Here is a 21,550-nt window from a genome sequence, read left to right as displayed (position 1 = left end):
GTAGTTTCTTTATTCTCGTTGTATTATGTATATAGTAGGTCTTTTATGTAGATCTATTTCTTCTTTTTTCCATTCTTCAATGGTTTTAGTGGCAATGAATTCGGTAGTAAGTGTGATGTCGCATGCAATACACAATCGGGTATTGGGGTGTAGTATAGATGTTAGGTCTGCGAACATTTTGTCATTTCTGTATGGTGTTTCTATAAATATTTGAGATTGGTTCCTTTCTAGTGAGATTTTTTCTAAATGTTTGATAGTAGATTTTCTCTCATTTTTGTCAATAGGTAAATACCCATTGAATGTGAAATTTTGTCCATTCATTCCACTACTCATCATAGCTAATAAAATAGAGGATGGGCCAACAAGTGGTGTTACAGGGATGCCTTTTTCATGGGCTATTTTTACAACTTCTGCTCCAGGATCAGCAATTCCTGGGCAACCTGCGTCTGATAGTAGTCCTATTGATTCCCCGTTAAGACAAGGGGTCAGGTAGCTTGGGATTTCTGAAGTATCAGTGTATTTATTAACGGTGTGTATGACAAGAGAGCGTTGAGATTTGCTAGGGCTTACTTTTTTTATAAACCTTCTGGCGGGTTTTTCATTCTCTACAATGTAATGATTTACTTGTTCTAGTACTTTTTTAATGGATATTGGTAGAACTTCTAAGGGGACATCGTCTCCTAGCCGAGTTGGTATTAAGTATAATTTTCCTTTGGGATCTAGGGGTTTAAGCTCCATAGGTTTATAAGTGGTTTTTAGTATAGGTTTTTAATGTTTAGGTGATAGGTTGTGTCTTTGTTTTTGTTGATTGCACACTAAAATAATATTATTTTTTTATTGTTATTGATTATAACGCTATTATTTGTGTTTGTAGTATTTGTTTCTGGGGTATGAGATGTTTTGGTATTTTTATATGGGTAGTGTTGTTTTGAGAGTGATGAGAGTAAAGCGTTATTTTTGTAGTTAATTGCTTTTTTGTAATCTTAAAGCTATATTTTCGCAAGCTTCATCAAGCATTCGAAAAACATCTTCAAAGCCTTGTTCACCGCCATAATATGGATCTGGGACATCGAGATTTTTATTTGGATGAAGTTCGTTGAGAATGTGATTAACTTTGGTTCTATCTTCTTCGTTATTCGTGAGTTTAATAATGTTTTGGTAGTTAGAGTGATCCATTGCGTAGATGTAATCGTAGGTTTTGAAATCACTTGCCTTAAATTGAGCTGCGCGTTGACTTGCTATGTCTATGCCATGTTTTTTGGCTACATCAATAGATCTTGTGTCTGGTTTATTGCCAATATGGTAGCTACTTGTACCGCAGGATTCAACGCTATATTTGTTTAGGTCGAGTTTTGATTTTAAGATTCCTTCTGCTAGAGGGGATCTGCAGATGTTTCCGAGGCATACCATTAGGATTTTGATTTTCATGTTTTTGCTTTGTTATTTGAGTGTTCAAAACAGATCATGTATGCATATTTACTGTAAACCCGATGGTGAAATAGAGGGTATGTCTTATGGTTTATTTTTTTTGGTAAAATTATGCTTAATGTTTATAGCGTAAGTTTCTTTCCTAGGTCTTCTACGTATTTTCTAAATTGTTTGTCTGTAGAAGAAAGGTTGTCCACTGTTTTGCAAGCATGAAGAACTGTTGCATGATCTCTCTTGCCAATTTGTGTTCCGATACTTGCTAGTGAAGCCTTGGTTAGCTTTTTGGCAAAAAACATAGCTAGTTGACGTGCTTGGACAATATGACGTTTACGTGTTTTGGATTGAAGTGTTTCTACATCCATTTGGAAATAATCACTAACGACCTTTTGAATGTAATCTATTGATACTTCTCGTTTTGTATTTTTTACGTAGTTGTCTACTATAGTTTTGGCTAAATCTATAGTAATATCCTTTTTGTTAAAAGAAGAATGAGCAATCAATGAGATAATAGCGCCTTCTAATTCTCTTATGTTGGTTTTTATGTTGTTGGCAAGAAACTCTACTATTTCTTCAGGCATTTCCACGCCGTCACGATATAATTTATTTTTGATAATAGAAATTCTGGTTTCAAAATCTGGTTGATGTAGTTCTGCAGATAATCCCCATTTAAAACGAGATAATAATCGTTGCTCTATGTCTTGCATGTCAACAGGAGCTTTATCACTTGTTAGGATTACTTGTTTACCATTTTGATGTAAATGGTTGAATATGTGGAAGAATACATCTTGAGTTCCTGCTTTGCCTGATAAAAGTTGAATGTCATCAACAATGAGTACGTCAATTATCTGATAAAAATGAATAAAATCATTTCTATTATTCTTTTTTACAGATTCAATATATTGTTGAGTGAATTTTTCTGCTGATATGTATAAAACAGTTTTCTCTGGGTAATTATCTTTGATGTTAACACCTATAGCGTGAGCTAAATGTGTCTTACCTAAGCCAACTCCTCCAAAAATAAGTAATGGGTTAAAAGAGGTCCCTCCAGGTTTGTTGGCTACGGCCATACCTGCAGAACGTGCTAATCGATTAGAATCTCCTTCCAAGAAATTTTCAAAGTTGTAACTAGGATTTAATTGAGATTCAATTTTTACATTTCTTATCCCTGGGATAACAAACGGATTTTTAAGTTCTGGGTTTTTACTTTTAATAGGAACGTCAACTTCTTGTGAATTAACCGGAGTGCGATTTGCGCTAGGTATTTTTTCAGTAAATGGTTTTTTGTTACCGTACGTGTTTTCCATTTTGATAACATAAACCAATTTTGCACTTTCGCCTAATTCTCGGGTTAATGAAACTTTAAGAAGATTTACATAATGTTCTTCTAACCATTCATAAAAAAATTTACTAGGAACCTGTATGCTCAGGGCGCTATCTGTAAGTTTTACAGCTTTGATTGGCTCAAACCAAGTTTTAAAAGCTTGGGGTGTGATGTTGTCTTCTATAAAAGACAAACAATTATCCCAAACTGACTGCGCGGTTACATTCATTCTTACTGGTTAGGTTTACTTTTTTTTGTTAAGATACTAAAAAGAAATTGTTGAAAAACTCCTTACTGTTTTTGCACGACAAATATGTGAACAAAAAATGTAAAAAAAAAACGATTTGGGTATTGAATATTAATTATTTTTTTTGCATAATTTGATAGTACTACTTTTAACTTTAATACTAATTTTTGATTATAACAATATGCCAATCACTTCAGAAACTTCATTAAAAGTACGATATGCTGAAACAGATCAAATGGGCGTAGTACACCATGGGAACTATGCACAGTACTTAGAATTAGCACGAATCGATTGGTTGTCCCGATTAGGGATTTCATACAAATCAATGGAAGAAAATGGTGTTATACTTCCTGTGTTTACATTAGACCTTAAATTTAAGAAATCTGCCTTCTTTGACGATAATTTGACTGTTAAAACTTCATTGAGGAAAATTCCTACAGTTAAAATAATTTTTGACTATGAAATTTACAATCAAAATCAAGAATTACTAACAATCGCTTCTACAACTTTGGTCTTTGTTAATGATAAAACAAGAAAACCTACTTCATGTCCTCCTTATTTACTTGAAAAAATAAAAAATTATTAACCCTCTATTCTTTTAATTTCTATTTCATACAACGGGGAGAAAATGTCTTTTATTTTATCAGAGATCTTTTTTCTTACAGAAATATAAATTTTACAATTAAGTTCTAACTCTTGTTTGTTGATTTTCAGTTTGTTTTCTTTTATGATACGCATGACTTTATTCATGTCTTTGTATTCAAAAATAATAACATAATTGATGTTGATAGTTTTTTCTATAATGTTAGATGCTTCTAGGGCTAATTGAGCTGCGGTTCTATAGGCGTTAATTAGTCCGCCTACTCCTAGTTTTACACCGCCAAAATAACGTACAACAACGATTAATATGTTAGTAACCTCAAATGATTGAATTTGTCCATATATAGGCTGTCCGGCAGAATTAGAAGGCTCACCATCATCGTTAGAACGATATCTTGGGTTTTCTGTGCCAATTTGCCAGGCATAACACCAATGTCGTGCAGAGTGATGTTGTTTTTTAAGGCGTTCCAGAATTTGTTTTGCGTCCTCTTCGGATATAATAGGGAATGTATATCCAAAAAATTTACTGTTTCGATCTTTGAAAAGGACCTCGTTTCCTGAAGTGTCAATCGTTTTATAGGTGTCGTTTATATCCAATTTGATCTTGCTATATAGAAAAGGCTACCAAAATTATACTCAATATAGCTAAAATGATCCCAATCCAATTTTTAAGAATTAATTTTTCTCTAAAAAATAAAATTCCAGCAATCGTTGAAACTAATAAAACGGCTACATTATTAATTGTAAAAACAGTAGAGCTATCCATACTGTCATGACGCAATGCTTTTATTAAAAAATAAATAGAAAAATAATTTGGTATTCCTAATCCGATTCCGGCAATAATATTTTTAATTGAAATCTTAAATTTCCCTAATATAGCTTTATATAGTATTGTAAATACTCCTACAATTGCTGCAAATCCGAAAATAGTTGCTGAAAAAACAGGAACATCATTTTGAGCTACATAATGTGTTTCTAAGAATTTTAGACTAGTATCTATAATACCACTTCCAATAAAAACAAGTAATGGGAAGATTAGATTTTTTCTTGTTATTGAAACTCCATCAGGAGTTTTCATAGAGGTTAAGTATACCGCTATTAGAGCAATAAGGATTCCGATTATTTTTAGAATACCTGTGCTTTCTTGGTAAGCTATAATACCAAATACTATAGGTATAGCTAAGCTCATTTTGGTCGCAACTGCCGCTACAGAAAGTCCGTTTCTTTGTGTTGTGACAGCCATAAGGTTGAAAACAGAAATAAAAACAATACCTAATATCATTGCTCCATAAAACCATCCTTCTTTTGATATTGTAACTATATCCACTGGTTCTGAATATGCTATAATTCCTGAAACACAAGCAACTACATAGTTTACAATAATAGCTTGTAAAGTGTCTACATTGTATCTTGAGAATAACTTGAAGATTATAAAAATCAAGCTTGAAGCTAAAACGCTAAGAATTAAATAGATCAAAATATATTAGATTTTATAGTAAATAAGTTTGTAATGTCCTCGGTTTTTGGATCGTTATTCCATACATGAATACCTAATTTTTTAGCTGAATCAGTGTTTTCCTTTGTGTCATCAATGAATAATGTTTCTAAAGGGTTTAATTGATGTTGCTCTAAAACAAATTCAAAAATAGACGTATCAGGTTTTCTTAAACCAATTTCATGTGATAAATAAAAGAAATTAAAACATGACTTAAATATATTGTAAAAAGAAACATGTTCTTTAATCCAGTCAATGTGCAATTCATTTGTATTGCTGAGCAAGATTAATGTATATTTTTTGGAGATAGATAAATTCTGAATGAATTGTAACCGATGCTCTGGGAAATCAAGTAATATGGCATTCCAGGCATTAATGATTTCTTTTTTTGTAGCATTGGTAAGTATTGTTTGAAAGGCATTAACGCATTCTGATGTAGATAACTTTCCTGTTTCATATGCGATATTGATTTCTTGTATTTGTGGAGGAGAGATTTTGCCTAAGAGCGAAAGTTCTTTTTGTATGGCAGGTTTGTCTAGATTGATAAAGACATCTCCAAAGTCAAAAATTATAGTCTTAATCATTATAGTATGTCCTTAAAGTGTCATTTTCTATTTTGGTTTCAGATGCTATATGTCCATTGAGTATAGGGCTTTTTATTCCAGAATCGAAGGTAGTATCCCCAGTAAAAACTCTTGCTTCATCCCAGAGTTCGCTATCAATAAATGATTGGATAGTAAACGTACCGCCCTCTATGATTATTGATTGTATATTATGATGATAAAGGATGTCGCATATTTTTTTTGTTAGTGAGTTTTTCGAATCAATAGTTTCATAAATGAGATGATGATGATTTTCTTGTCTGAATTTTTCAGAAGTGATTATAATAGTTTTTACCGTTTGATCTAATATAGAAGAGTCAATAGGTATTTTGCCAGATCTATCTATGACCACTCTTGTAGGGTTTATACCTGACCAATGTCTTATTGTGAGTTTTGGATTATCTTTTATTACGGTTTGATTGCCTACCAAAATAGCTTGCTCTTCTGCTCTCCATTTGTGTACTAATTGCCTTGAATAAGGATTAGTAATCCATACAGGTTCTCTTTTGTTAGTTAGAGCAGGAGCCACGTAACCATTTTTAGTTTCTGCCCATTTTAATATAATGTAAGGGCGTTTTTTGTTATGGAAAGTAAAGAAACGTTTATTTAATTCCAGGCACTCTTTTTCCAGGACGCCTACAATTACATCGCAACCTGCATTCATCAATTTTTTGATTCCGGCACCTGATACTTTCGCAAAAGTATCTATAGTGCCAATAACTACCTTTTTAATTCCTTTTTCGATAATAAGATCACTGCAGGGAGGAGTTTTTCCATAATGACTGCACGGCTCAAGACTTACATAAATTGTAGCATCTTTTAAAAGAGAAGGGGTTTTGACAGAAGCTATAGCATTTACCTCTGCATGTGGTTTTCCTGATTGATAATGCCATCCTTCACCAATAATTATATCATTATGTACAATAACGCTACCTACCAAGGGATTAGGATAGGTTGTTCCCAGTCCATTTTTGGCTAACTGGATACATCGTCTTATATAGTTTTCGTGTTTTGTCACTTTTACAATTCACAAAAATAAATAAAACTATGCGTTTTGAAACCTTTTGGGACTAGTTAATAGTGATGTTTTGTGAAATTATCTTTTAACATCGAAAACATATTTAATATGTTCTTTATTTTGGTCTTTTTCTGGATTCCATTTGATACGAACTATTTGAGTTTCTTTGGAAGGGAATATTTTTTCATTTACTCCGTGTAAAGCAATAAAAACAACACATTTTGAAAAATAATCTTTTTCTACATCTTTACCAATTGAAGAGATTTTGAGTGTAATTTCATTAGTACCGTTTTTAATAAGTTCCTGAGCTTCATTATTGAAAAACCTAGAGCTTTCTTTATTGAACTCATGTAATTTTTTGCCATTTAAATAAATTTCACCTTTGACTCCAGTAGCAGTTTCACCTTGAAGTTGAAAATATTTAAAAGCTTCTTCTTTTATTGGAGTGATTTTTATGATTTTAGGTTCATTCTGACTTAATTTTATTGTGCTAAAAGAAGTGGTGGTACAGAGTGTGATTGTGATTAAAATAGAGTTTAGTATTAATTTTGTCATTTTGTGTTCTATATCTGTTAATGTAAAATCGAGCATTAACTAACTTATAATGTTATATGCTATTTGTAAAGATCTATATAAGGTATTCAAAAAGGAACACTGTTTCCAGTGAAAAATAGATGTTTTTAGATAGGAGATACTTTTATTTTATAGAAATGTCTTGAGTCTTATCAATAGCATATGGATAAGAGAAGTTTCCTAAATGGTATCGAATTATACCTTTATATTGAATAGAAAGAGAATCGGTTTGTATTACTTTGAGAACACTACCAAGAATGCTGTTTTTATTGTCTTTATATACTTTAGAAAGAGAAATCGTACCTTCTAGAGGTATGATAAATTCATTTTTAGAAGGGACATCAAATTCTTGTGCAGAAATTGTACCTACATCTATATTATCAACAAAAATATGGACATCTTCAATAGAAAGTTTCCCTTTTAAGTGGTTTGGATTGTTGAAAACAGCATCAGCTTTAAGTGTTATATTACGCACACTAATATTTTTAACCATAATATTATCAACGTATTTAAATTTTGGTTGTTTAGAAATAGAACAGCTTGTGATGCTAATAATTATTGTTGATAATAATAGAAATTTCTTCATTGATTCATGGTTAGATTTAACGTATATTTCAATATCCTTTGATAATAACGTAAAAGTAGTATTTATAATATAATGAGTAATGTCAAAATCCGTCTGTTAGAATCCAAAGATGATAAAGCATTAGCTAGTTTGATACGAAGTGTTTTAGTAGAAATGGGGGTGCCAAAAGTAGGTACAGCATATGAGGATGAATCTTTGGACAGAATGTATGACACTTATAATTATTCCGGAATGCGATATTATGTGGTAGAAGAAAAAGGTGAAATAGTGGGAGGCGCAGGTATAGCACCTTTGCAGGGAGAAACTTCTGATGATATTTGTGAATTGCAAAAGATGTACTTTTTACCCGTTACAAGAGGGAAAGGAATTGGATATAAGATGATACAAACGTGTTTAAGTTATGCAAAAGAGCAAGGGTATACCAAATGTTATTTAGAAACTATGCCGTATATGCAAGCTGCCAGAAAATTATATCAGAAAGTTGGTTTTGTGTCATTAGAAAAACCTATCGGAAATACAGGTCATTACAGTTGCCAGGCATGGATGATAAAAGAGTTATAAATTAAAATAAACTTCCAGTTGAAGATAAAAGACCTAAGAACTAGTTTTGTGAATTCTCTATCCGGACTTTATGATTCTGCAGAAATTTTATCCTTTTTTTATTTGCTTTCAGAAGAAATTTTAGGCCTTACCAGAGTGAATGTCGCTATCAATCTAGACAAAATTCTTTCTGATGATGAGATTAGTGATTTTGATGCTGCAAAAAACCGATTACTACACCAGGAGCCTATTCAATATATAATTGGAAAAACTGATTTTTATGGATTGCCTTTTGTGGTAAGTGAAAATGTATTGATTCCCAGGCCAGAAACTGAAGAATTAGTGGATTGGATTATAAAAGACCGACTTAACTCGAATGATCCAATAGCAATATTAGATATAGGAACAGGTAGTGGTTGTATTGCGATTTCTTTGGCAAAAAAAATACCAGAAGCTAGAGTATACGCAATTGATATTTCAGAACCAGCAATTAAGGTTGCAGAAGAAAATGCAAAATTAAATAAAGTAAACGTTACTTTTATCAAAGCAAATATTTTAGAGACTCAGGATTTATCTATTGATTTTGATGTTATAGTTTCTAATCCACCCTATGTTCGTGAGTTAGAAAAAATAGAAATGAAATCAAATGTGCTTGATAATGAACCGTCAAGAGCTTTGTTTGTATCTGATGATCAACCATTGGTTTTTTATGAAAAGATTACAAGTTTGGCAAAAAATAAATTAAAAAAGGAAGGATCGTTATATTTTGAGATTAATCAATATTTGGGTTTAGAAACTAAAGATATGATTGAAAACTTAGGTTTTACATCTGTAGAAATACGTAAGGATTTGTATGGAAATGATCGAATGATAAAGGCTTGTTTCGACTAGTGAGAAGATGTTAAATTGGCCGACGTAAATAAGAAAATACAAATCTGGGATTTTTAATAGAAATTATAAGATTTGTAGAGATTCTTTTTTGAGAATTTAAAAGGTATAAATGTATGAATAATCTTAATTCAATTTGTGTATTTTGTGGAAGTAGTGAGGGTAATGATACTAAAGTTATTTCTGAAGCATTTTTATTAGGAGAAAAAATGGCTTTACAAAATATTACTCTGGTGTATGGAGCTGCCAAAATAGGAATTATGGGTAAAATAGCAGAAGGTGCTCTTACTAATAAAGGAAAGGTAGTTGGGATAATTCCCGAGTTTTTGAAACTGAAAGAAGTGGTTCACCTTGGTTTAACAGAGTTGTATACTACAGAGAATATGCATCAACGGAAAATGAAAATGCAAGAATTTAGTGATGGGTTTATTACATTACCAGGTGGGTTTGGAACATTAGAAGAATTGTTTGAAATTATCACTTGGGCTCAGCTTGGTCTGCATCAAAAACCAATAGGCTTATTAAATGTTTCAGGATTTTATAATGATTTACTAGGACTTTTAGAGAATATGGTTCGAAGAGGTTTTTTAAAAATGGAAAACTACGAACTTCTTATAGTAGAAGATGATATTGATAGGCTATTAGATAAGATGAGGAATTTTAAATCGACAGAAGTTCCAAAATGGTTAAAACCAGAAAGGACATAAAATCTGAAATAGATACTATATAGATAAAATTTAGTAATTTAAAAGAATACTTGTAAAAGGGGAATGATTGTTTTAGTAGTCGAAGGTTGGATTTGACTATTGAACGATATATATAATACAGATGAATACAGAACAACAAATTAATCAACTAAGAGAAGAACTAAGAAAACATAATTATAATTATTACGTATTAGATGCTGCAGTGATAAGTGATTATGAGTTTGATATGAAACTCAAAGCATTACAAGAATTAGAAGAAAATCATCCAGAGTTTTATGATCCTAATTCTCCAACACTTAGAGTTGGAGGGGAGGTAACTAAGAATTTTGAGACTGTAGTACATGAATATCGAATGTATTCATTAGATAATTCATATTCTAAAGAAGATTTGCTAGACTGGGAAAAACGTATTAAAAAATTAGTTGATGGAGAAGTTAGTTATACATGTGAACTTAAGTATGATGGAGCTTCTATAAGCCTCACGTATGAGGAAGGGAAACTGATTAGGGCTGTAACAAGAGGAGATGGTATTCAAGGAGATAATGTGACTACAAATGTGAAAACCATTAATTCTGTACCGCTAAAATTAAAAGGTGATTTTCCTCCAAAATTTGATATACGTGGTGAAATTGTTTTGCCGTATGAAGGTTTTGCCAAAATGAATCAGGAACGAATTGCGGCAGGAGAAGAACCATATGCAAACCCTAGAAATACAGCTTCTGGTAGTCTTAAACTACAAGATAGTAGTGAGACTGCTAAGCGTCCGCTAGATTGTTTGTTGTATAATATCACAGGAAATAGATTAGGGATAGCGTCTCAGTTTCAAAGTTTGGAAAAAGCAAGAGATTGGGGGTTTAAAGTTCCAGCAGAATCCAAATGGGTAGGTTCAATCGATGAAGTGTTGGATTTTATTGGGTATTGGGATGAACATCGTCATGATCTGCCATATGAAACTGATGGTGTGGTTATTAAGGTAAATGATCTTCAGCAACAAGAAGAATTAGGTTTTACAGCAAAAGCCCCAAGATGGGCAATGGCATATAAATTTAAAGCAGAACAAGCTTCAACAATACTTCATGAGATTACATATCAGGTAGGGAGGACAGGTGCAATTACACCAGTAGCTAATCTTGAACCTGTGGCTCTTGCGGGAACCACAGTGAAAAGAGCTTCATTGCATAACGCAGATCAGATAGAGAAATTGGATATTCGGGTAGGAGATACTGTTTTTGTAGAAAAAGGAGGAGAGATTATTCCGAAAATAATAGCTGTTGATTTTCAAAAAAGAGATCAGGCTTCAGAACCTACGGTTTATATAACAGAATGTCCAGAATGTCAAACAGAACTTATTCGTAAGGACGGAGAAGCGCAGCATTACTGTCCTAATTATGCAGGTTGCCCTCCACAGATTATTGGTCGCATACAACATTATATTTCGCGTAAAGCGATGGATATAGAAGGATTAGGAGGAGAAACGGTGGCACTGCTAGTAAATGAAGGTCTGATTGCTAATTATGCTGATCTCTATGAGTTAAAAAAGGAACAGGTAATTCCGCTGGAAAGAATGGCAGAGAAGAGTGCCGAAAACCTTATTGTGGGAATAGAAAAGTCTAAAGAAATTCCTTTTGAACGTGTTCTATTCGCTTTAGGAATTCGATATGTAGGAGAAACAGTGGCAAAGAAGTTAGCCAAACATTATAAGTTTATTGATGGTATTATTGCAGCATCAGAAGAAGAACTAGTAAATGTTGATGAGATAGGAATTAAAATAGCTCAGAGTGTTATAGAATTTTTTGCATCTGATGAAAATAAGGCATTGGTTACTAGATTACAACAATATGGTGTTCAGTTAGAGGTTTCTGCAGAAAAACTGGCAAATCAAACAGATACGTTACAGGGTCAGACATTCGTGGTTTCAGGAGTGTTTGAAAAAGTATCTCGTAATGAGCTTAAAAAGCTAATTGAAGATAATGGAGGTAAAGTGTCAAGTTCTATCTCTTCTAAAACTTCTTTTATTGTTGCCGGTGCCAATATGGGACCAAGTAAATTAGAAAAAGCAAAAAAATTAGAAGTTCCTATTATTAGCGAAGACGAATTTCTTGGTAAATTATCATGAAAACAAGAACCCTCATTAAAATATTATTGATTATAACGGGGGGACTTTGCGTGTTAAGTACAGCTATGCAATGGCCGGTTTTAGAATTCTATATAAAACCTACGACGGTGCCATTATTTTTTATGCTGTATTGGTTTAATACAAAGAAGATAGATGTTTTGTTTTTAATGGTTTTATTGCTTTGTTTTTTAGGAGATATATTTTTGTTGACAGATGTGGAGAATAGCTTTATGTATGTTTTGATGAGCTATAGTGTGTGTTACTTGTTATTGTTCTTTTTTTTATATAAAAACTATAAACCGATAGACTATGGCACAACAGATATTGTTTATTTAAGTGTTTTCTGGGTTGCCTGGACTCTTATCGTATATGAGATTTATGAAGCTATTGAAGGATCAATGGGTGGGATTAAATTTTATGGACTAACGTATTTATTAATATTGTATTTTTTATTTATAGGTGCTGTTTTTCAGTATGTCAATATTAGATCTACTAAGTCATTATGGTTTTTGATCGCGATACTCAATTTTGTTATAAGTGATTCCTGTTTTGCTTTGGATAAGTTTTATATTTCTTCCATAGAATTTGAAATTATAAATTCTATTTATCAGTTATTGGCCGTTTTCTTTTTAGTACAATTTCAAATAGCAAGTCCAGCTCCGTTAAAATTAAATAAGCTTTAATTAAGGTGTTGTGTAGAGTCTTTTTTTGTTTGATTTTTCCCAAAATTTTTGTTCTTATAAAATTTAGTATATTGTGTAAGGGAAAAAAATGATTGTATAACAAAGTGTTTGGATTTAAAAAAAGTCAAATTTCAAGCACAAAATATAGTTAATGAATGGAGAGAAACTACTAAAGCTTTTAATTTCTTTTTTGATTATCTTACAAGTGCTTGGTTTTGTGTTTGAAAATGAGTTTTTAAACACATACATTAGCATACTTCTTTTGATATCAATAATCACACTTTATTTCATAAGTACTAGACAGGTACAGGTGTATAAGGTAATCATTCTGTTGATCTTCTTTATACGAGAATTGATTGTTTTTTGTGAAATTGAAGAAGTTGTTAAATTTCAAATAATAGGACATATGATTGCTTATGTTCTAATGTTTTACTTCTTGTATTATAATCATAAGTCATTTAAGTACAATAGAAGGGATGTCTTTACATTGGTGCTAGGTAGTTCTTTATATACTGTTATATTTTTCATAGCATATATGGAGCTAGAAGAACCTATGGGAGAACTCAAAATACTAGGGTTTCTTTATTTATTACTAATTTATATGTTGCTCATAATAGGAGCAATGCATTATATTAATATAAGATCAGAAAAATCACTTTGGTTTTTTTTATCGATGTTAAATTTTGCATTTGGTAATTTCATGTTCTTAATAGATAGGTTTTATCTTGAGTCTTTTGAGCTTAAGTTACTTATGTTGATATGTGAACCCATTGCTCTCGTTTTTTTAGTACATTATATGATAACAAAATCTTTGATTCTTAAGGCTGAAGAGTTTGAAGGTTTTTGATGTTTAATACGAAAGAATTAAGTATTGATGACAGAGAAACTAACATACCGATTATTCTACCTAACAGGAATACTTACTTTGATTGTGTCAATTTTTGCGGAGAAATTGATCATTTTCTTTAAGCCTTCCGTGATTATTTCACTGTGTATTTTATATCTGATAAAAGCAAAACGAAAAAATTACTTGGTTATATTTACAATGCTATTAATTATGGTTTTGGAGATTTTAACTAGTAAAGATTTTATCCGTTACTTTAGAATTCTTAACATTTTACTTTCAGTATACTATATACTTAATATCATTTTACTTTGGAAAAGTTTAAAAAAGATAAAGGTTCAATTCAAGAAAATTTTCACGGTTCAATTGATAATAACTATGTTGCTTATCATGTATGTTCTGTTTTCTGTCGCAGATTTAATTTTACCTCAAGTATACGATCATAAGTTCTATCTTTTTGTGTTAATAGCTTGTTTTACTTCTTTTATAGGGCTTTGCTATTATATTTATTTAAATAGTAAAACAATTATCAGTTCTTCCTTAATGGTTGCTGCTTCCTGCTTTTTAATAGTGAATATAGTTACAGCACTTGATAACCTTTATGTTTCTTTAGAGGTGTTTGTGTTAATAATAAACCTATTACAGATTTCGGGTCAATTTTTCTTAATTAAGTTTTTCATAGAACAGCAGAATTTAGTTCCGGTAAATGATGATTATTTCTAAGAGGAAGGCATTAAGGAAATAAATATCTAGTAGTTGAGGTGTAATTTTTTTAAATATTCTTGAAAAAAACAAGCATTACATATTTGTTCTTCTATCTCACTTTCTTGATGGTTATATGGGTCGCCGTTTTTCTTGATAAATGGTTGTTGATTTATGTAAAGCCATTTGTTCCTTTGTCGTTGGTTTTGTTGTATTTAAAATCAGTAAAAAGGATACGTTTTCTATTTCCTTTAAGTATGGTCATTATTGCTGTCACTGATATTTTAATATATGTAGATTTTGTAAAGTATTATATTCTTATCTCTATACTTATTGCTTTGTTTTATGTCTTGTGCATACTTATGTTAAAGCGCTATGTTAATAAGAAAGATGTTAAATTAAGTATGTTATTCTCTCCTCCGGTGATAATTAGTACTCTATTAATTGCATATTTAATATTTTCTGTAACTGAATTGGTGTTGCCTAAGATTATAAATGATATTAAAGCTACAGTATTAATAATAGTTAGTGCACTTTTATTCTCTGGGGTAAGTTTTTTTATTTATTTGTCCGATCGTTATGAAAAATCAATTTACCTTTTTATAGCTACATGTTGTACTTTGTTTGTGGATTTTCTCTTGGCTATAAATGAATTTTATTTTTATAATAGGGTATTTACCGTGCTTATTAATATCGCAGAAATAGGGGGGATTTACTTTTTTGTAAGTTTTTTTATTGAAACAAAGCGCATAGATTCATCGTCAAAAGAGGAGGGGCATTTTTAAAATTGTTTCTTCTGGATAAATCAAAGTTTTTATCTGGTGTTTATAATTTATATTCGTAAATATTTTTAGGCTTCAATATCACTAATTAAAGACTTTGATAAAGAATAATAAAAGAAGAGGGTAGTGTTCAAAAAAAACATGCTACAACAATAGGAATCATTTTACCGTTTAAAGATCAGGTTATTTTAATCGAAAAAAATGAGGGCTATTTGGGAATCGATTTAATTGGATGTTCGAGAGATTTTGAATCTTCATTTTCTGTAGAACGATATAAGGTTTTATATCGTATTGAAATTCAGGTTGTTCCTTTTGAGTTGTGTGACTTGGTATTTTGGTGAAAACATGAAAGAAAAACTGATGGATAGATATAGATATTCTGGGATGATTTAGTTTTTGATTTTTCTTATAACTTCATGGATGATTGTAAACTGTAAAATAGCTACATTTGTGGCTTATTAATTTTTTTAATAAATGATTTTAAAGGGTCTTAAAAGAAATGCAATAAAGAAAAGTATCGATGCTCATCTAAAGAAAAGAGATGCTGAATCTAGAAGTATTTCTAATCTTAAGACACTAGCAGTTCTTATAGATGCATCGCATTCTATCAATATTATTTCATTATTGAAACTAGCTAACGAATTAGGAGTTAGTTCTGGGGCGCTTAAAGTAATGGGGTACAAAGAAGATCAAAAAGATATTGAAGATGATAAGGATACGGCTTATTATAATGACAAAAGTTTTGGAGTTAATGGGGCAGTAAAAAGTAGATCTTTGCAAGAATTTATAAATAAAGATTATGATGTTTTGATTAATTTTTATGGAAAAGATAAAATGGAATTAAATTATGTTGCAGCTGCTTCCAAAGCCAAATTAAAAGTAGGTTTTGCAGATGTGGATAATCGAATCAATGATTTAATTATTGGAGCTACAACCGATGATGCTAACCTTTTTATATCAGAGCTTAAGAAATATTTAAAAATTTTACAGATTATATAGTATGAGTACTTTTCTTAGAGGGACAGGTGTAGCATTAGCTACTCCTTTTAATATAGATGGTTCAATAGATTATCAAGGAGTAACTTCTCTTGTTAATTTTTGTATAGAAGGTAAAGTAGAGTATTTAGTGGTTTTAGGAACTACTGCAGAATCGGTTACTTTAACCAAAGAAGAAAAGAAGAGTTTAATAACTCATATCATAGAAGTGAATAATAAAAGACTTCCTCTGGTAATTGGTGTGGGAGGTAATAATACTGCAGCTATTCTTGATGAAATGAAAGAGGTTAATGTCTCAGAATTTGATGCGATTCTTTCTGTTGTTCCTATGTATAATCGACCAACTCAAGAAGGGATTTATCAACACTATAAGGCTATAAACGATGCGGCAAAATTACCAGTATTGCTGTACAATGTACCTTCTCGAACAGGAACAAATATGACAGCAGACACAACATTGCGTTTGGCTCAATTAGATAATATTATTGGGATTAAAGAGGCTGTTGGTGATTTTACACAGGTGTTGAAGATTATCAAAGATAAACCAAAAGACTTTCTTGTAATTTCTGGAGATGATGCTCTGGCTTTACCAGCTGTTGCTGCTGGAGGGGATGGTGTTATTAGTGTAGTGGGACAGGGGTTTCCAGAATCTTTTTCAGAAATGATACGGTTAGGGTTGTCTGGAGAAACAAAAAAAGCTTTTGATATTTTATATCAACTTTTACCAGTTCTGGATTATGCTTTTGAAGAAGGAAACCCTGCCGGAATAAAGCATGTTTTGAAGGTAAAAGGAGTATGCGATGATTATGTGCGTTTACCATTAGTAAAAGTATCACAAAGCTTATCTCATAAAATAAAAGAGTATATTGAAGATTAATAGTTTTCATAGTAATGGCTAAAAGAATAAAAGATCCGGGAATAGGTAAGTCCTCAAATAAACACGCCAAACGATTTATAAATCAAGATGGATCTTTTAATATAAAACATGTCAATAGACCTAGTTCTTTATCAGAGAGTTATAATTACTTAATTAGTATTAGTTGGACAAAATTCTTTCTTTGGGTACTACTAGGGTATACTTTGATCAATTCTATATTTGCACTTATTTATACTCTATTTGGAATTTCTAATATTGCGGATCCGACGGGTAATTTTTTTAGAGATTTTTTAAAAGCATTCTTTTTTTCGGCACAAACAATTACTACTGTTGGTTATGGAGCTATGGCTCCAAAAGGATTGCTTTTTGGAATTATATCTTCTTTTGAAGCGCTTATAGGATTACTGAGTTTTTCATTTATTACAGGATTGTTATATGGTAGATTCTCTAAGCCTAGAGCCAATATTAGATTTAGTAACACTATAGTTCTTCGAGAGCACAATGAAGTATATTCTATTATGTTTAGATTGATGAGTAGAAGTACTAATGTAATGATTCGGCCCAAAATAGAAGCAACGCTAGCTTTGTCTCAAGAAGATAAAGAAGGGGAGTATGTAAACAGTTTTTATAAATTAAAATTAGAACGAGATTCTATTACCTATTTACCTACAACTTGGACTATAGTTCATCCAATAGATAAGTTGAGTCCATTAGCAAAATTTGAAAGAAAACAACTGCCAGAATTAAATGGAGAAATTCTTATTCTTGTAAGTTATTATGATGAATCTTTTGCTCAAGAAGTGCATCAAGTGCATTCATACGAACTAAAAGATGTAATACAGGGTCAAAATTTTGTTTCTGCATTCTATTATGATGATGAAGGGTATACTATTCTTGACCATAATAATCTTGATAAAACCATAAATAATACCGCACATAAATAGAAAATTGTCCTTCAAAAGGATATGAATGAATCTAAATGTTCTAAAATAGAGAGTGAATAAACTTAATTCTGCAACAAAGCTTTAATTATATAGTTATTGAAATGAGTCAAAATTGCTAAGTTTATAGTAAACTTAGATATATTTAGAGGAATTCTATCCAAAATTAAAGAACAATATATGAGGATAGATGAATTGATGAATTAAAGTTTTTGTAATACGGCAGAAATATATACTTTTGCCAGATGTTTTTTTAGCTATGATGAGATTATTGTATTTATTTGTTTTTGTATTATTCTTAGGGTCTTGTAGTGAGTATCAAAAGGTGCTAAGAGGTGAAGATTTAGCTGCAAAATATAAAACTGCCGAAGAATTGTACAAAAAAGAGAAGTACAAGAAAGCTTTGCGTTTATTCGAACAGATTGTACCTCAATATCGAGGCAAGCCACAAGCAGAAAGAATAATGTACTATTATGCTGATACATACTATCAGTTAGAAGATTTTTATCTTGCGGGATATCAATTTGAGAGATTTGCAAAGTCTTATCCTAAAAGTCAAAAAAGGGAAGATGCATCATATAAAGGAGCAAAAAGTTATTATGAATTATCTCCCAGATATAGTTTGGATCAAGAAGATACTGATAAGGCACTCGAAAAACTTCAGGCATATATAAATACGTATCCTGATAGTGAAAGATTAAAAGAGGCTAATGCTTTAGTGGCTGAGCTTAGAACTAAGAAGGAGAAAAAAGCATATGAAATAGCAAAACAAAATCATCATCGCGAAGATTATAAAGTTGCTATTGCAGCATTTGATAATTATTTGGTTGATTATCCAGGTTCTTCTTTTAGAGAAAAAGTATTATATTACAAATTAGAATCTGAATACCTTCTTGCTATAGGAAGTTACCAAAGCTTAGTAAAAGAGAGGCTTACAGTAGCTCAAGGGTATTATAATAACTATAAGAAGTATTATAAAACTGAAGGTGAATATATTGAAAAGGCAGATGAGATAGGAGAAGATATAAAATCAAGATTAGAACAATTCAAATAGAAAATAAAGTAGAAGATGGATTTGAAAAAAAGTAATGCGCCGGTAAACACAACTACTATCGATAAAAACCGTATAGATCAACCAACAGATAATATCTATGAAGCGATTTCGGTTATATCAAAAAGAGCAACACAAATCAATACAGATATCAAGAAAGAACTTCTTGAGAAATTGGATGAATTTGCTACTTATAATGATAGCTTAGAAGAAATCTTTGAGAATAAAGAACAAATAGAAGTTTCTAAGTTTTATGAAAGATTACCAAAGCCACATGCATTAGCTGTACAAGAATGGTTAGAAGGTAAGATTTATCATAGAAATACAAAGGCGGACACAGAATCTTTATAAATCTATGTCAATTTTAAGCGGTAAAAAGATTTTAATTGGTGTAACCGCTGGTATTGCAGCCTATAAAACAGCTAGCTTAGTTCGTTTGTTTATTAAAGCCGGAGCAGAGGTAAAGGTTATTATGACCCCTGCATCTAAGGACTTTGTGACTCCGCTAACCTTATCTACATTATCCAAAAACCCTGTGTATTCATCTTTCTTTAATGAAGAAGATGAAAATGCAGAATGGAATAATCATGTCGATTTTGGGTTATGGGCTGATTTGATGTTGGTAGCTCCAGCTACAGCTAATACGATGTCTAAAATGGCAACAGGAAATAGTGATAATTTATTACTAGCTACTTACTTATCTGCAAAGTGTCCTGTGTATTTTGCGCCAGCGATGGATTTAGATATGTATAATCATCCATCTACACATCAAACTTTCAAAAAATTACAAGAATTTGGTAATATTATGATTCCTGCAGAGTCGGGAGAATTAGCTAGTGGGTTAGTTGGACAAGGACGTATGGCAGAACCAGATACTATCGTTAAATTTATAGAAAAAGATATTTTAGGAAAGCTTCCGTTAGAAGGAAAAAAAGTTCTTATTACTGCTGGGCCAACCTATGAAGCAATTGATCCAGTTCGATTCATTGGAAATCATTCCAGTGGTAGAATGGGAATCGAATTGGCTAATGTAGCTGCTAATCTTGGGGCTCAGGTGTGTTTGGTTTTAGGACCATCCTCACTTTCTGTTAATCATAGCTTAATCAGAGTGATTAATGTAATCAGCGCAAAAGATATGTATGAAGCGGTGATGTTAGAATATGAGACTTCAGATATAGCTATTGCGTCGGCTGCTGTTGCAGATTATAGACCTAAAAATATATCAAATCAAAAAATTAAAAAGAAAGATACTGCATTTTCTATTGAATTAGAGAGAACAAATGATATCCTTAAATGGATGGGAGCAGAAAAGAAACACCAGTTTTTGGTAGGTTTTGCGTTAGAGACTGAAAATGAAGAAGAGAATGCAAAAAGTAAATTAAAAAATAAAAACTTAGATTTGATTGTTCTTAATTCTCTTAATGATAAAGGGGCTGGTTTTAAAGGGCAAACAAATAAAGTGACTCTGATTAATCATAAATTAGGGATTAAAGCGTTTGATCTAAAAACAAAGTCAGAGGTTGCTCAAGATATATTCAATGAAATTAATACGCTAAAAAATGAATAGACTGTTCCTTGTTATCGCGCTTATAGTAAGTTTTGGAGCTAATGCCCAGGAATTTAATGCTACAGTAGTAGTTAATGCCGAGCAAACGGGGAATCCAAATTTACAAGTGTTTAAAACTTTGGAGCGTTCACTAACAGAATTTATTAACAATACAAAATGGACAGATGTAGATTATCGTACAGAAGAACGCATTAATTGTAGCTTTTTTGTCACAATAGTAGGATATGATAATGATGCTTTTACAGCAACTGTTCAGGTGCAAGCTTCACGCCCTGTATTTGGATCCAATTATTCAACTACTATTTTTAATGTTAATGATAAGCAGTTTAGTTTTAATTATCTAGAATTTCAGCCACTAAACTATAATCCAAATAATTTTGAATCTAATCTGATTTCTGTTGTTGCATTTTATTTATATACTATTTTGGGGGTGGATGCAGATACTTTTGAAATGAATAGTGGTACATCGTATTACGAAGAAGCAAAAAATATCGTAGGAAATGCGCAAAGTAGTAATACGTTGGGGTGGCAACGAGAACAAAACCCTAATAGATTTAGGCTTAATGATGATCTTCTGTCTAATACGTATGAAGGATATAGGAAAGCGATGTATACTTATCATAGAGAAGGACTGGATGTAATGCATAATAATTTAAAAGAAGGTAAAAAAACAATTACCGAAGCAATGAAGTCGTTGGAAGATGTTCATAATACCAGGCCAAATTCATATATAATGCGAGTGTTTTTTGATGCCAAAGCAGATGAAATAGCAAGCGTTCTTTCCGGTGGACCTTCTGTAAATATTGCCGAAACAATTCAGATACTCAATAAAATTGCTCCTACTTATGGAGATAATTGGAAAGAAATTAAATTCTAAGAATACTTTTATTTTTGTTGGGTTTACTTCAGGTGTTTTTGATAATTATGTTACAAATTTTGTCCGTTTAAAAAAATAAAAGCAACAGATGTTTTTTTTAAAAACTATA

General features: G+C 31.5%; 25 protein-coding genes. 16 read left to right on the top strand and 9 right to left on the bottom strand.

Annotated features, from left to right (window positions below; genetic code table 11):
* Positions 1-9 precede the first annotated feature (9 nt).
* The 3 genes from PQF96_RS02420 to dnaA all read right to left on the bottom strand — a co-directional run bounded on the left by PQF96_RS02420 (position 10) and on the right by dnaA (position 2,978).
* The gene (locus PQF96_RS02420; RefSeq protein WP_271764968.1) at positions 10-738 is read right to left on the bottom strand and encodes an SAM-dependent methyltransferase; all 729 of its coding nucleotides are present in this window, start codon (positions 736-738) and stop codon (positions 10-12) included.
* Positions 739-963: 225 nt separating this feature from the next.
* Complete coding sequence (locus tag PQF96_RS02415) at positions 964-1,410, bottom strand: low molecular weight protein-tyrosine-phosphatase (protein ID WP_244299589.1); 447 nt, start codon at positions 1,408-1,410, stop codon at positions 964-966.
* Positions 1,411-1,550: 140 nt separating this feature from the next.
* Positions 1,551-2,978, bottom strand: a complete 1,428-nt coding sequence (dnaA, locus tag PQF96_RS02410; RefSeq protein WP_109439202.1) for a chromosomal replication initiator protein DnaA — start codon at positions 2,976-2,978, stop codon at positions 1,551-1,553.
* A gap of 199 nt (positions 2,979-3,177) precedes the next feature.
* On the opposite strand from dnaA, the gene PQF96_RS02405 reads away from it, so the two are divergent.
* Positions 3,178-3,582 carry an acyl-CoA thioesterase gene (locus PQF96_RS02405; RefSeq protein WP_143916133.1) on the top strand — a complete coding sequence of 135 codons (405 nt, stop codon included), beginning with the start codon at positions 3,178-3,180 and terminating at the stop codon, positions 3,580-3,582.
* On the opposite strand, the gene PQF96_RS02400 is transcribed toward PQF96_RS02405, so the two are convergent.
* The 6 genes from PQF96_RS02400 to PQF96_RS02375 all read right to left on the bottom strand — a co-directional run bounded on the left by PQF96_RS02400 (position 3,579) and on the right by PQF96_RS02375 (position 7,870).
* Complete coding sequence (locus PQF96_RS02400) at positions 3,579-4,193, bottom strand: IMPACT family protein (protein ID WP_271764967.1); 615 nt, start codon at positions 4,191-4,193, stop codon at positions 3,579-3,581. The genes PQF96_RS02405 and PQF96_RS02400 overlap by 4 nt on opposite strands.
* A gap of 10 nt (positions 4,194-4,203) precedes the next feature.
* Positions 4,204-5,073, bottom strand: coding sequence for a hypothetical protein (locus PQF96_RS02395; RefSeq protein ID WP_109439199.1), 870 nt, complete (start codon positions 5,071-5,073; stop codon positions 4,204-4,206).
* The gene (locus PQF96_RS02390) at positions 5,070-5,675 is read right to left on the bottom strand and encodes an HAD family hydrolase (RefSeq protein WP_109439198.1); all 606 of its coding nucleotides are present in this window, start codon (positions 5,673-5,675) and stop codon (positions 5,070-5,072) included. The genes PQF96_RS02395 and PQF96_RS02390 overlap by 4 nt, the downstream gene beginning before the upstream one ends.
* Complete coding sequence (ribD, locus tag PQF96_RS02385) at positions 5,668-6,711, bottom strand: bifunctional diaminohydroxyphosphoribosylaminopyrimidine deaminase/5-amino-6-(5-phosphoribosylamino)uracil reductase RibD (RefSeq protein WP_271764966.1); 1,044 nt, start codon at positions 6,709-6,711, stop codon at positions 5,668-5,670. Before ribD ends, PQF96_RS02390 begins: the two co-directional genes overlap by 8 nt.
* Positions 6,712-6,789: 78 nt before the next feature.
* The gene (locus tag PQF96_RS02380; RefSeq protein ID WP_271764965.1) at positions 6,790-7,302 is read right to left on the bottom strand and encodes a hypothetical protein; all 513 of its coding nucleotides are present in this window, start codon (positions 7,300-7,302) and stop codon (positions 6,790-6,792) included.
* A 106-nt stretch (positions 7,303-7,408) separates the two neighbouring features.
* Positions 7,409-7,870 (bottom strand): hypothetical protein, encoded by a 462-nt coding sequence (locus tag PQF96_RS02375; RefSeq protein ID WP_271764964.1) that lies wholly within the window; start codon positions 7,868-7,870, stop codon positions 7,409-7,411.
* Between the two features lie 72 nt (positions 7,871-7,942).
* Between PQF96_RS02375 and PQF96_RS02370 the strand changes: the two genes are divergently transcribed.
* From PQF96_RS02370 to porD, 15 genes are all read left to right on the top strand, one after another.
* Positions 7,943-8,431: a GNAT family N-acetyltransferase gene (locus tag PQF96_RS02370; RefSeq protein WP_271764963.1), complete on the top strand. Its 489-nt coding sequence runs from the start codon at positions 7,943-7,945 to the stop codon at positions 8,429-8,431.
* An 18-nt stretch (positions 8,432-8,449) separates the two neighbouring features.
* Complete coding sequence (gene prmC / locus PQF96_RS02365; protein ID WP_271764962.1) at positions 8,450-9,301, top strand: peptide chain release factor N(5)-glutamine methyltransferase; 852 nt, start codon at positions 8,450-8,452, stop codon at positions 9,299-9,301.
* Positions 9,302-9,414: 113 nt separating this feature from the next.
* Positions 9,415-10,005 carry an LOG family protein gene (locus PQF96_RS02360; protein WP_143916139.1) on the top strand — a complete coding sequence of 197 codons (591 nt, stop codon included), beginning with the start codon at positions 9,415-9,417 and terminating at the stop codon, positions 10,003-10,005.
* 121 nt (positions 10,006-10,126) lie between these two features.
* Positions 10,127-12,121 (top strand): NAD-dependent DNA ligase LigA, encoded by a 1,995-nt coding sequence (gene ligA / locus PQF96_RS02355; RefSeq protein WP_143916140.1) that lies wholly within the window; start codon positions 10,127-10,129, stop codon positions 12,119-12,121.
* A complete protein-coding gene (locus PQF96_RS02350) occupies positions 12,118-12,804 on the top strand; it encodes a lysoplasmalogenase family protein (RefSeq protein ID WP_109439190.1) in 687 nt (228 codons plus the stop codon). Before ligA ends, PQF96_RS02350 begins: the two co-directional genes overlap by 4 nt.
* Before the next feature lie 151 nt (positions 12,805-12,955).
* Positions 12,956-13,651 (top strand): hypothetical protein, encoded by a 696-nt coding sequence (locus PQF96_RS02345; RefSeq protein ID WP_271764961.1) that lies wholly within the window; start codon positions 12,956-12,958, stop codon positions 13,649-13,651.
* Positions 13,652-14,607: 956 nt separating this feature from the next.
* Complete coding sequence (locus PQF96_RS02340; RefSeq protein WP_208746763.1) at positions 14,608-15,135, top strand: hypothetical protein; 528 nt, start codon at positions 14,608-14,610, stop codon at positions 15,133-15,135.
* A 209-nt stretch (positions 15,136-15,344) separates the two neighbouring features.
* The gene (locus tag PQF96_RS02335; RefSeq protein WP_271764960.1) at positions 15,345-15,473 is read left to right on the top strand and encodes a hypothetical protein; all 129 of its coding nucleotides are present in this window, start codon (positions 15,345-15,347) and stop codon (positions 15,471-15,473) included.
* A 133-nt stretch (positions 15,474-15,606) separates the two neighbouring features.
* On the top strand, positions 15,607-16,131 hold the full coding sequence (locus PQF96_RS02330; RefSeq protein ID WP_235011046.1) for a DUF6913 domain-containing protein: 525 nt from the start codon (positions 15,607-15,609) through the stop codon (positions 16,129-16,131).
* 1 nt (position 16,132) lies between these two features.
* A complete protein-coding gene (gene dapA, locus PQF96_RS02325; RefSeq protein ID WP_271764959.1) occupies positions 16,133-17,005 on the top strand; it encodes a 4-hydroxy-tetrahydrodipicolinate synthase in 873 nt (290 codons plus the stop codon).
* A 14-nt stretch (positions 17,006-17,019) separates the two neighbouring features.
* The gene (locus PQF96_RS02320) at positions 17,020-17,949 is read left to right on the top strand and encodes an ion channel (RefSeq protein ID WP_271764958.1); all 930 of its coding nucleotides are present in this window, start codon (positions 17,020-17,022) and stop codon (positions 17,947-17,949) included.
* A 235-nt stretch (positions 17,950-18,184) separates the two neighbouring features.
* The gene (locus PQF96_RS02315; RefSeq protein ID WP_333924905.1) at positions 18,185-19,000 is read left to right on the top strand and encodes an outer membrane protein assembly factor BamD; all 816 of its coding nucleotides are present in this window, start codon (positions 18,185-18,187) and stop codon (positions 18,998-19,000) included.
* A gap of 15 nt (positions 19,001-19,015) precedes the next feature.
* On the top strand, positions 19,016-19,348 hold the full coding sequence (locus PQF96_RS02310) for a DNA-directed RNA polymerase subunit omega (protein WP_109439184.1): 333 nt from the start codon (positions 19,016-19,018) through the stop codon (positions 19,346-19,348).
* 4 nt (positions 19,349-19,352) lie between these two features.
* Complete coding sequence (coaBC, locus tag PQF96_RS02305; protein WP_271764957.1) at positions 19,353-20,564, top strand: bifunctional phosphopantothenoylcysteine decarboxylase/phosphopantothenate--cysteine ligase CoaBC; 1,212 nt, start codon at positions 19,353-19,355, stop codon at positions 20,562-20,564.
* Entirely contained in the window at positions 20,557-21,441 is an 885-nt protein-coding gene (gene porD, locus PQF96_RS02300; protein WP_109439182.1) for a type IX secretion system protein PorD, read from the top strand. Before coaBC ends, porD begins: the two co-directional genes overlap by 8 nt.
* The last annotated feature ends 109 nt before the right edge of the window (positions 21,442-21,550 follow it).

This window comes from Aquimarina algiphila (genome assembly GCF_947494415.1).
GTDB classification, from domain to species: Bacteria; Bacteroidota; Bacteroidia; order Flavobacteriales; family Flavobacteriaceae; genus Aquimarina; species Aquimarina algiphila.
This window is presented reverse-complemented; position numbering and strand designations above follow the sequence as displayed.

What these genes read in the sequence shown, in the direction of transcription:
- PQF96_RS02310 (WP_109439184.1), top strand. Translation starts at nt 19,016, where the DNA reads ATGGATTTGAAAAAAAGTAATGCGCCGGTAAACACAACTACTATCGAT.
- PQF96_RS02330 (WP_235011046.1), top strand. Translation starts at nt 15,607, where the DNA reads ATGATTTTAAAGGGTCTTAAAAGAAATGCAATAAAGAAAAGTATCGAT.
- ligA (WP_143916140.1), top strand. Translation starts at nt 10,127, where the DNA reads ATGAATACAGAACAACAAATTAATCAACTAAGAGAAGAACTAAGAAAA.
- PQF96_RS02360 (WP_143916139.1), top strand. Translation starts at nt 9,415, where the DNA reads ATGAATAATCTTAATTCAATTTGTGTATTTTGTGGAAGTAGTGAGGGT.
- PQF96_RS02370 (WP_271764963.1), top strand. Translation starts at nt 7,943, where the DNA reads ATGAGTAATGTCAAAATCCGTCTGTTAGAATCCAAAGATGATAAAGCA.
- dnaA (WP_109439202.1), bottom strand. Translation starts at nt 2,978, where the DNA reads ATGAATGTAACCGCGCAGTCAGTTTGGGATAATTGTTTGTCTTTTATA.
- dapA (WP_271764959.1), top strand. Translation starts at nt 16,133, where the DNA reads ATGAGTACTTTTCTTAGAGGGACAGGTGTAGCATTAGCTACTCCTTTT.
- PQF96_RS02405 (WP_143916133.1), top strand. Translation starts at nt 3,178, where the DNA reads ATGCCAATCACTTCAGAAACTTCATTAAAAGTACGATATGCTGAAACA.
- PQF96_RS02345 (WP_271764961.1), top strand. Translation starts at nt 12,956, where the DNA reads ATGAATGGAGAGAAACTACTAAAGCTTTTAATTTCTTTTTTGATTATC.
- coaBC (WP_271764957.1), top strand. Translation starts at nt 19,353, where the DNA reads ATGTCAATTTTAAGCGGTAAAAAGATTTTAATTGGTGTAACCGCTGGT.
- porD (WP_109439182.1), top strand. Translation starts at nt 20,557, where the DNA reads ATGAATAGACTGTTCCTTGTTATCGCGCTTATAGTAAGTTTTGGAGCT.
- PQF96_RS02390 (WP_109439198.1), bottom strand. Translation starts at nt 5,675, where the DNA reads ATGATTAAGACTATAATTTTTGACTTTGGAGATGTCTTTATCAATCTA.
- PQF96_RS02415 (WP_244299589.1), bottom strand. Translation starts at nt 1,410, where the DNA reads ATGGTATGCCTCGGAAACATCTGCAGATCCCCTCTAGCAGAAGGAATC.
- PQF96_RS02350 (WP_109439190.1), top strand. Translation starts at nt 12,118, where the DNA reads ATGAAAACAAGAACCCTCATTAAAATATTATTGATTATAACGGGGGGA.
- PQF96_RS02340 (WP_208746763.1), top strand. Translation starts at nt 14,608, where the DNA reads ATGGTCATTATTGCTGTCACTGATATTTTAATATATGTAGATTTTGTA.
- PQF96_RS02380 (WP_271764965.1), bottom strand. Translation starts at nt 7,302, where the DNA reads ATGCTCGATTTTACATTAACAGATATAGAACACAAAATGACAAAATTA.
- PQF96_RS02375 (WP_271764964.1), bottom strand. Translation starts at nt 7,870, where the DNA reads ATGAAGAAATTTCTATTATTATCAACAATAATTATTAGCATCACAAGC.
- PQF96_RS02420 (WP_271764968.1), bottom strand. Translation starts at nt 738, where the DNA reads ATGGAGCTTAAACCCCTAGATCCCAAAGGAAAATTATACTTAATACCA.
- PQF96_RS02320 (WP_271764958.1), top strand. Translation starts at nt 17,020, where the DNA reads ATGGCTAAAAGAATAAAAGATCCGGGAATAGGTAAGTCCTCAAATAAA.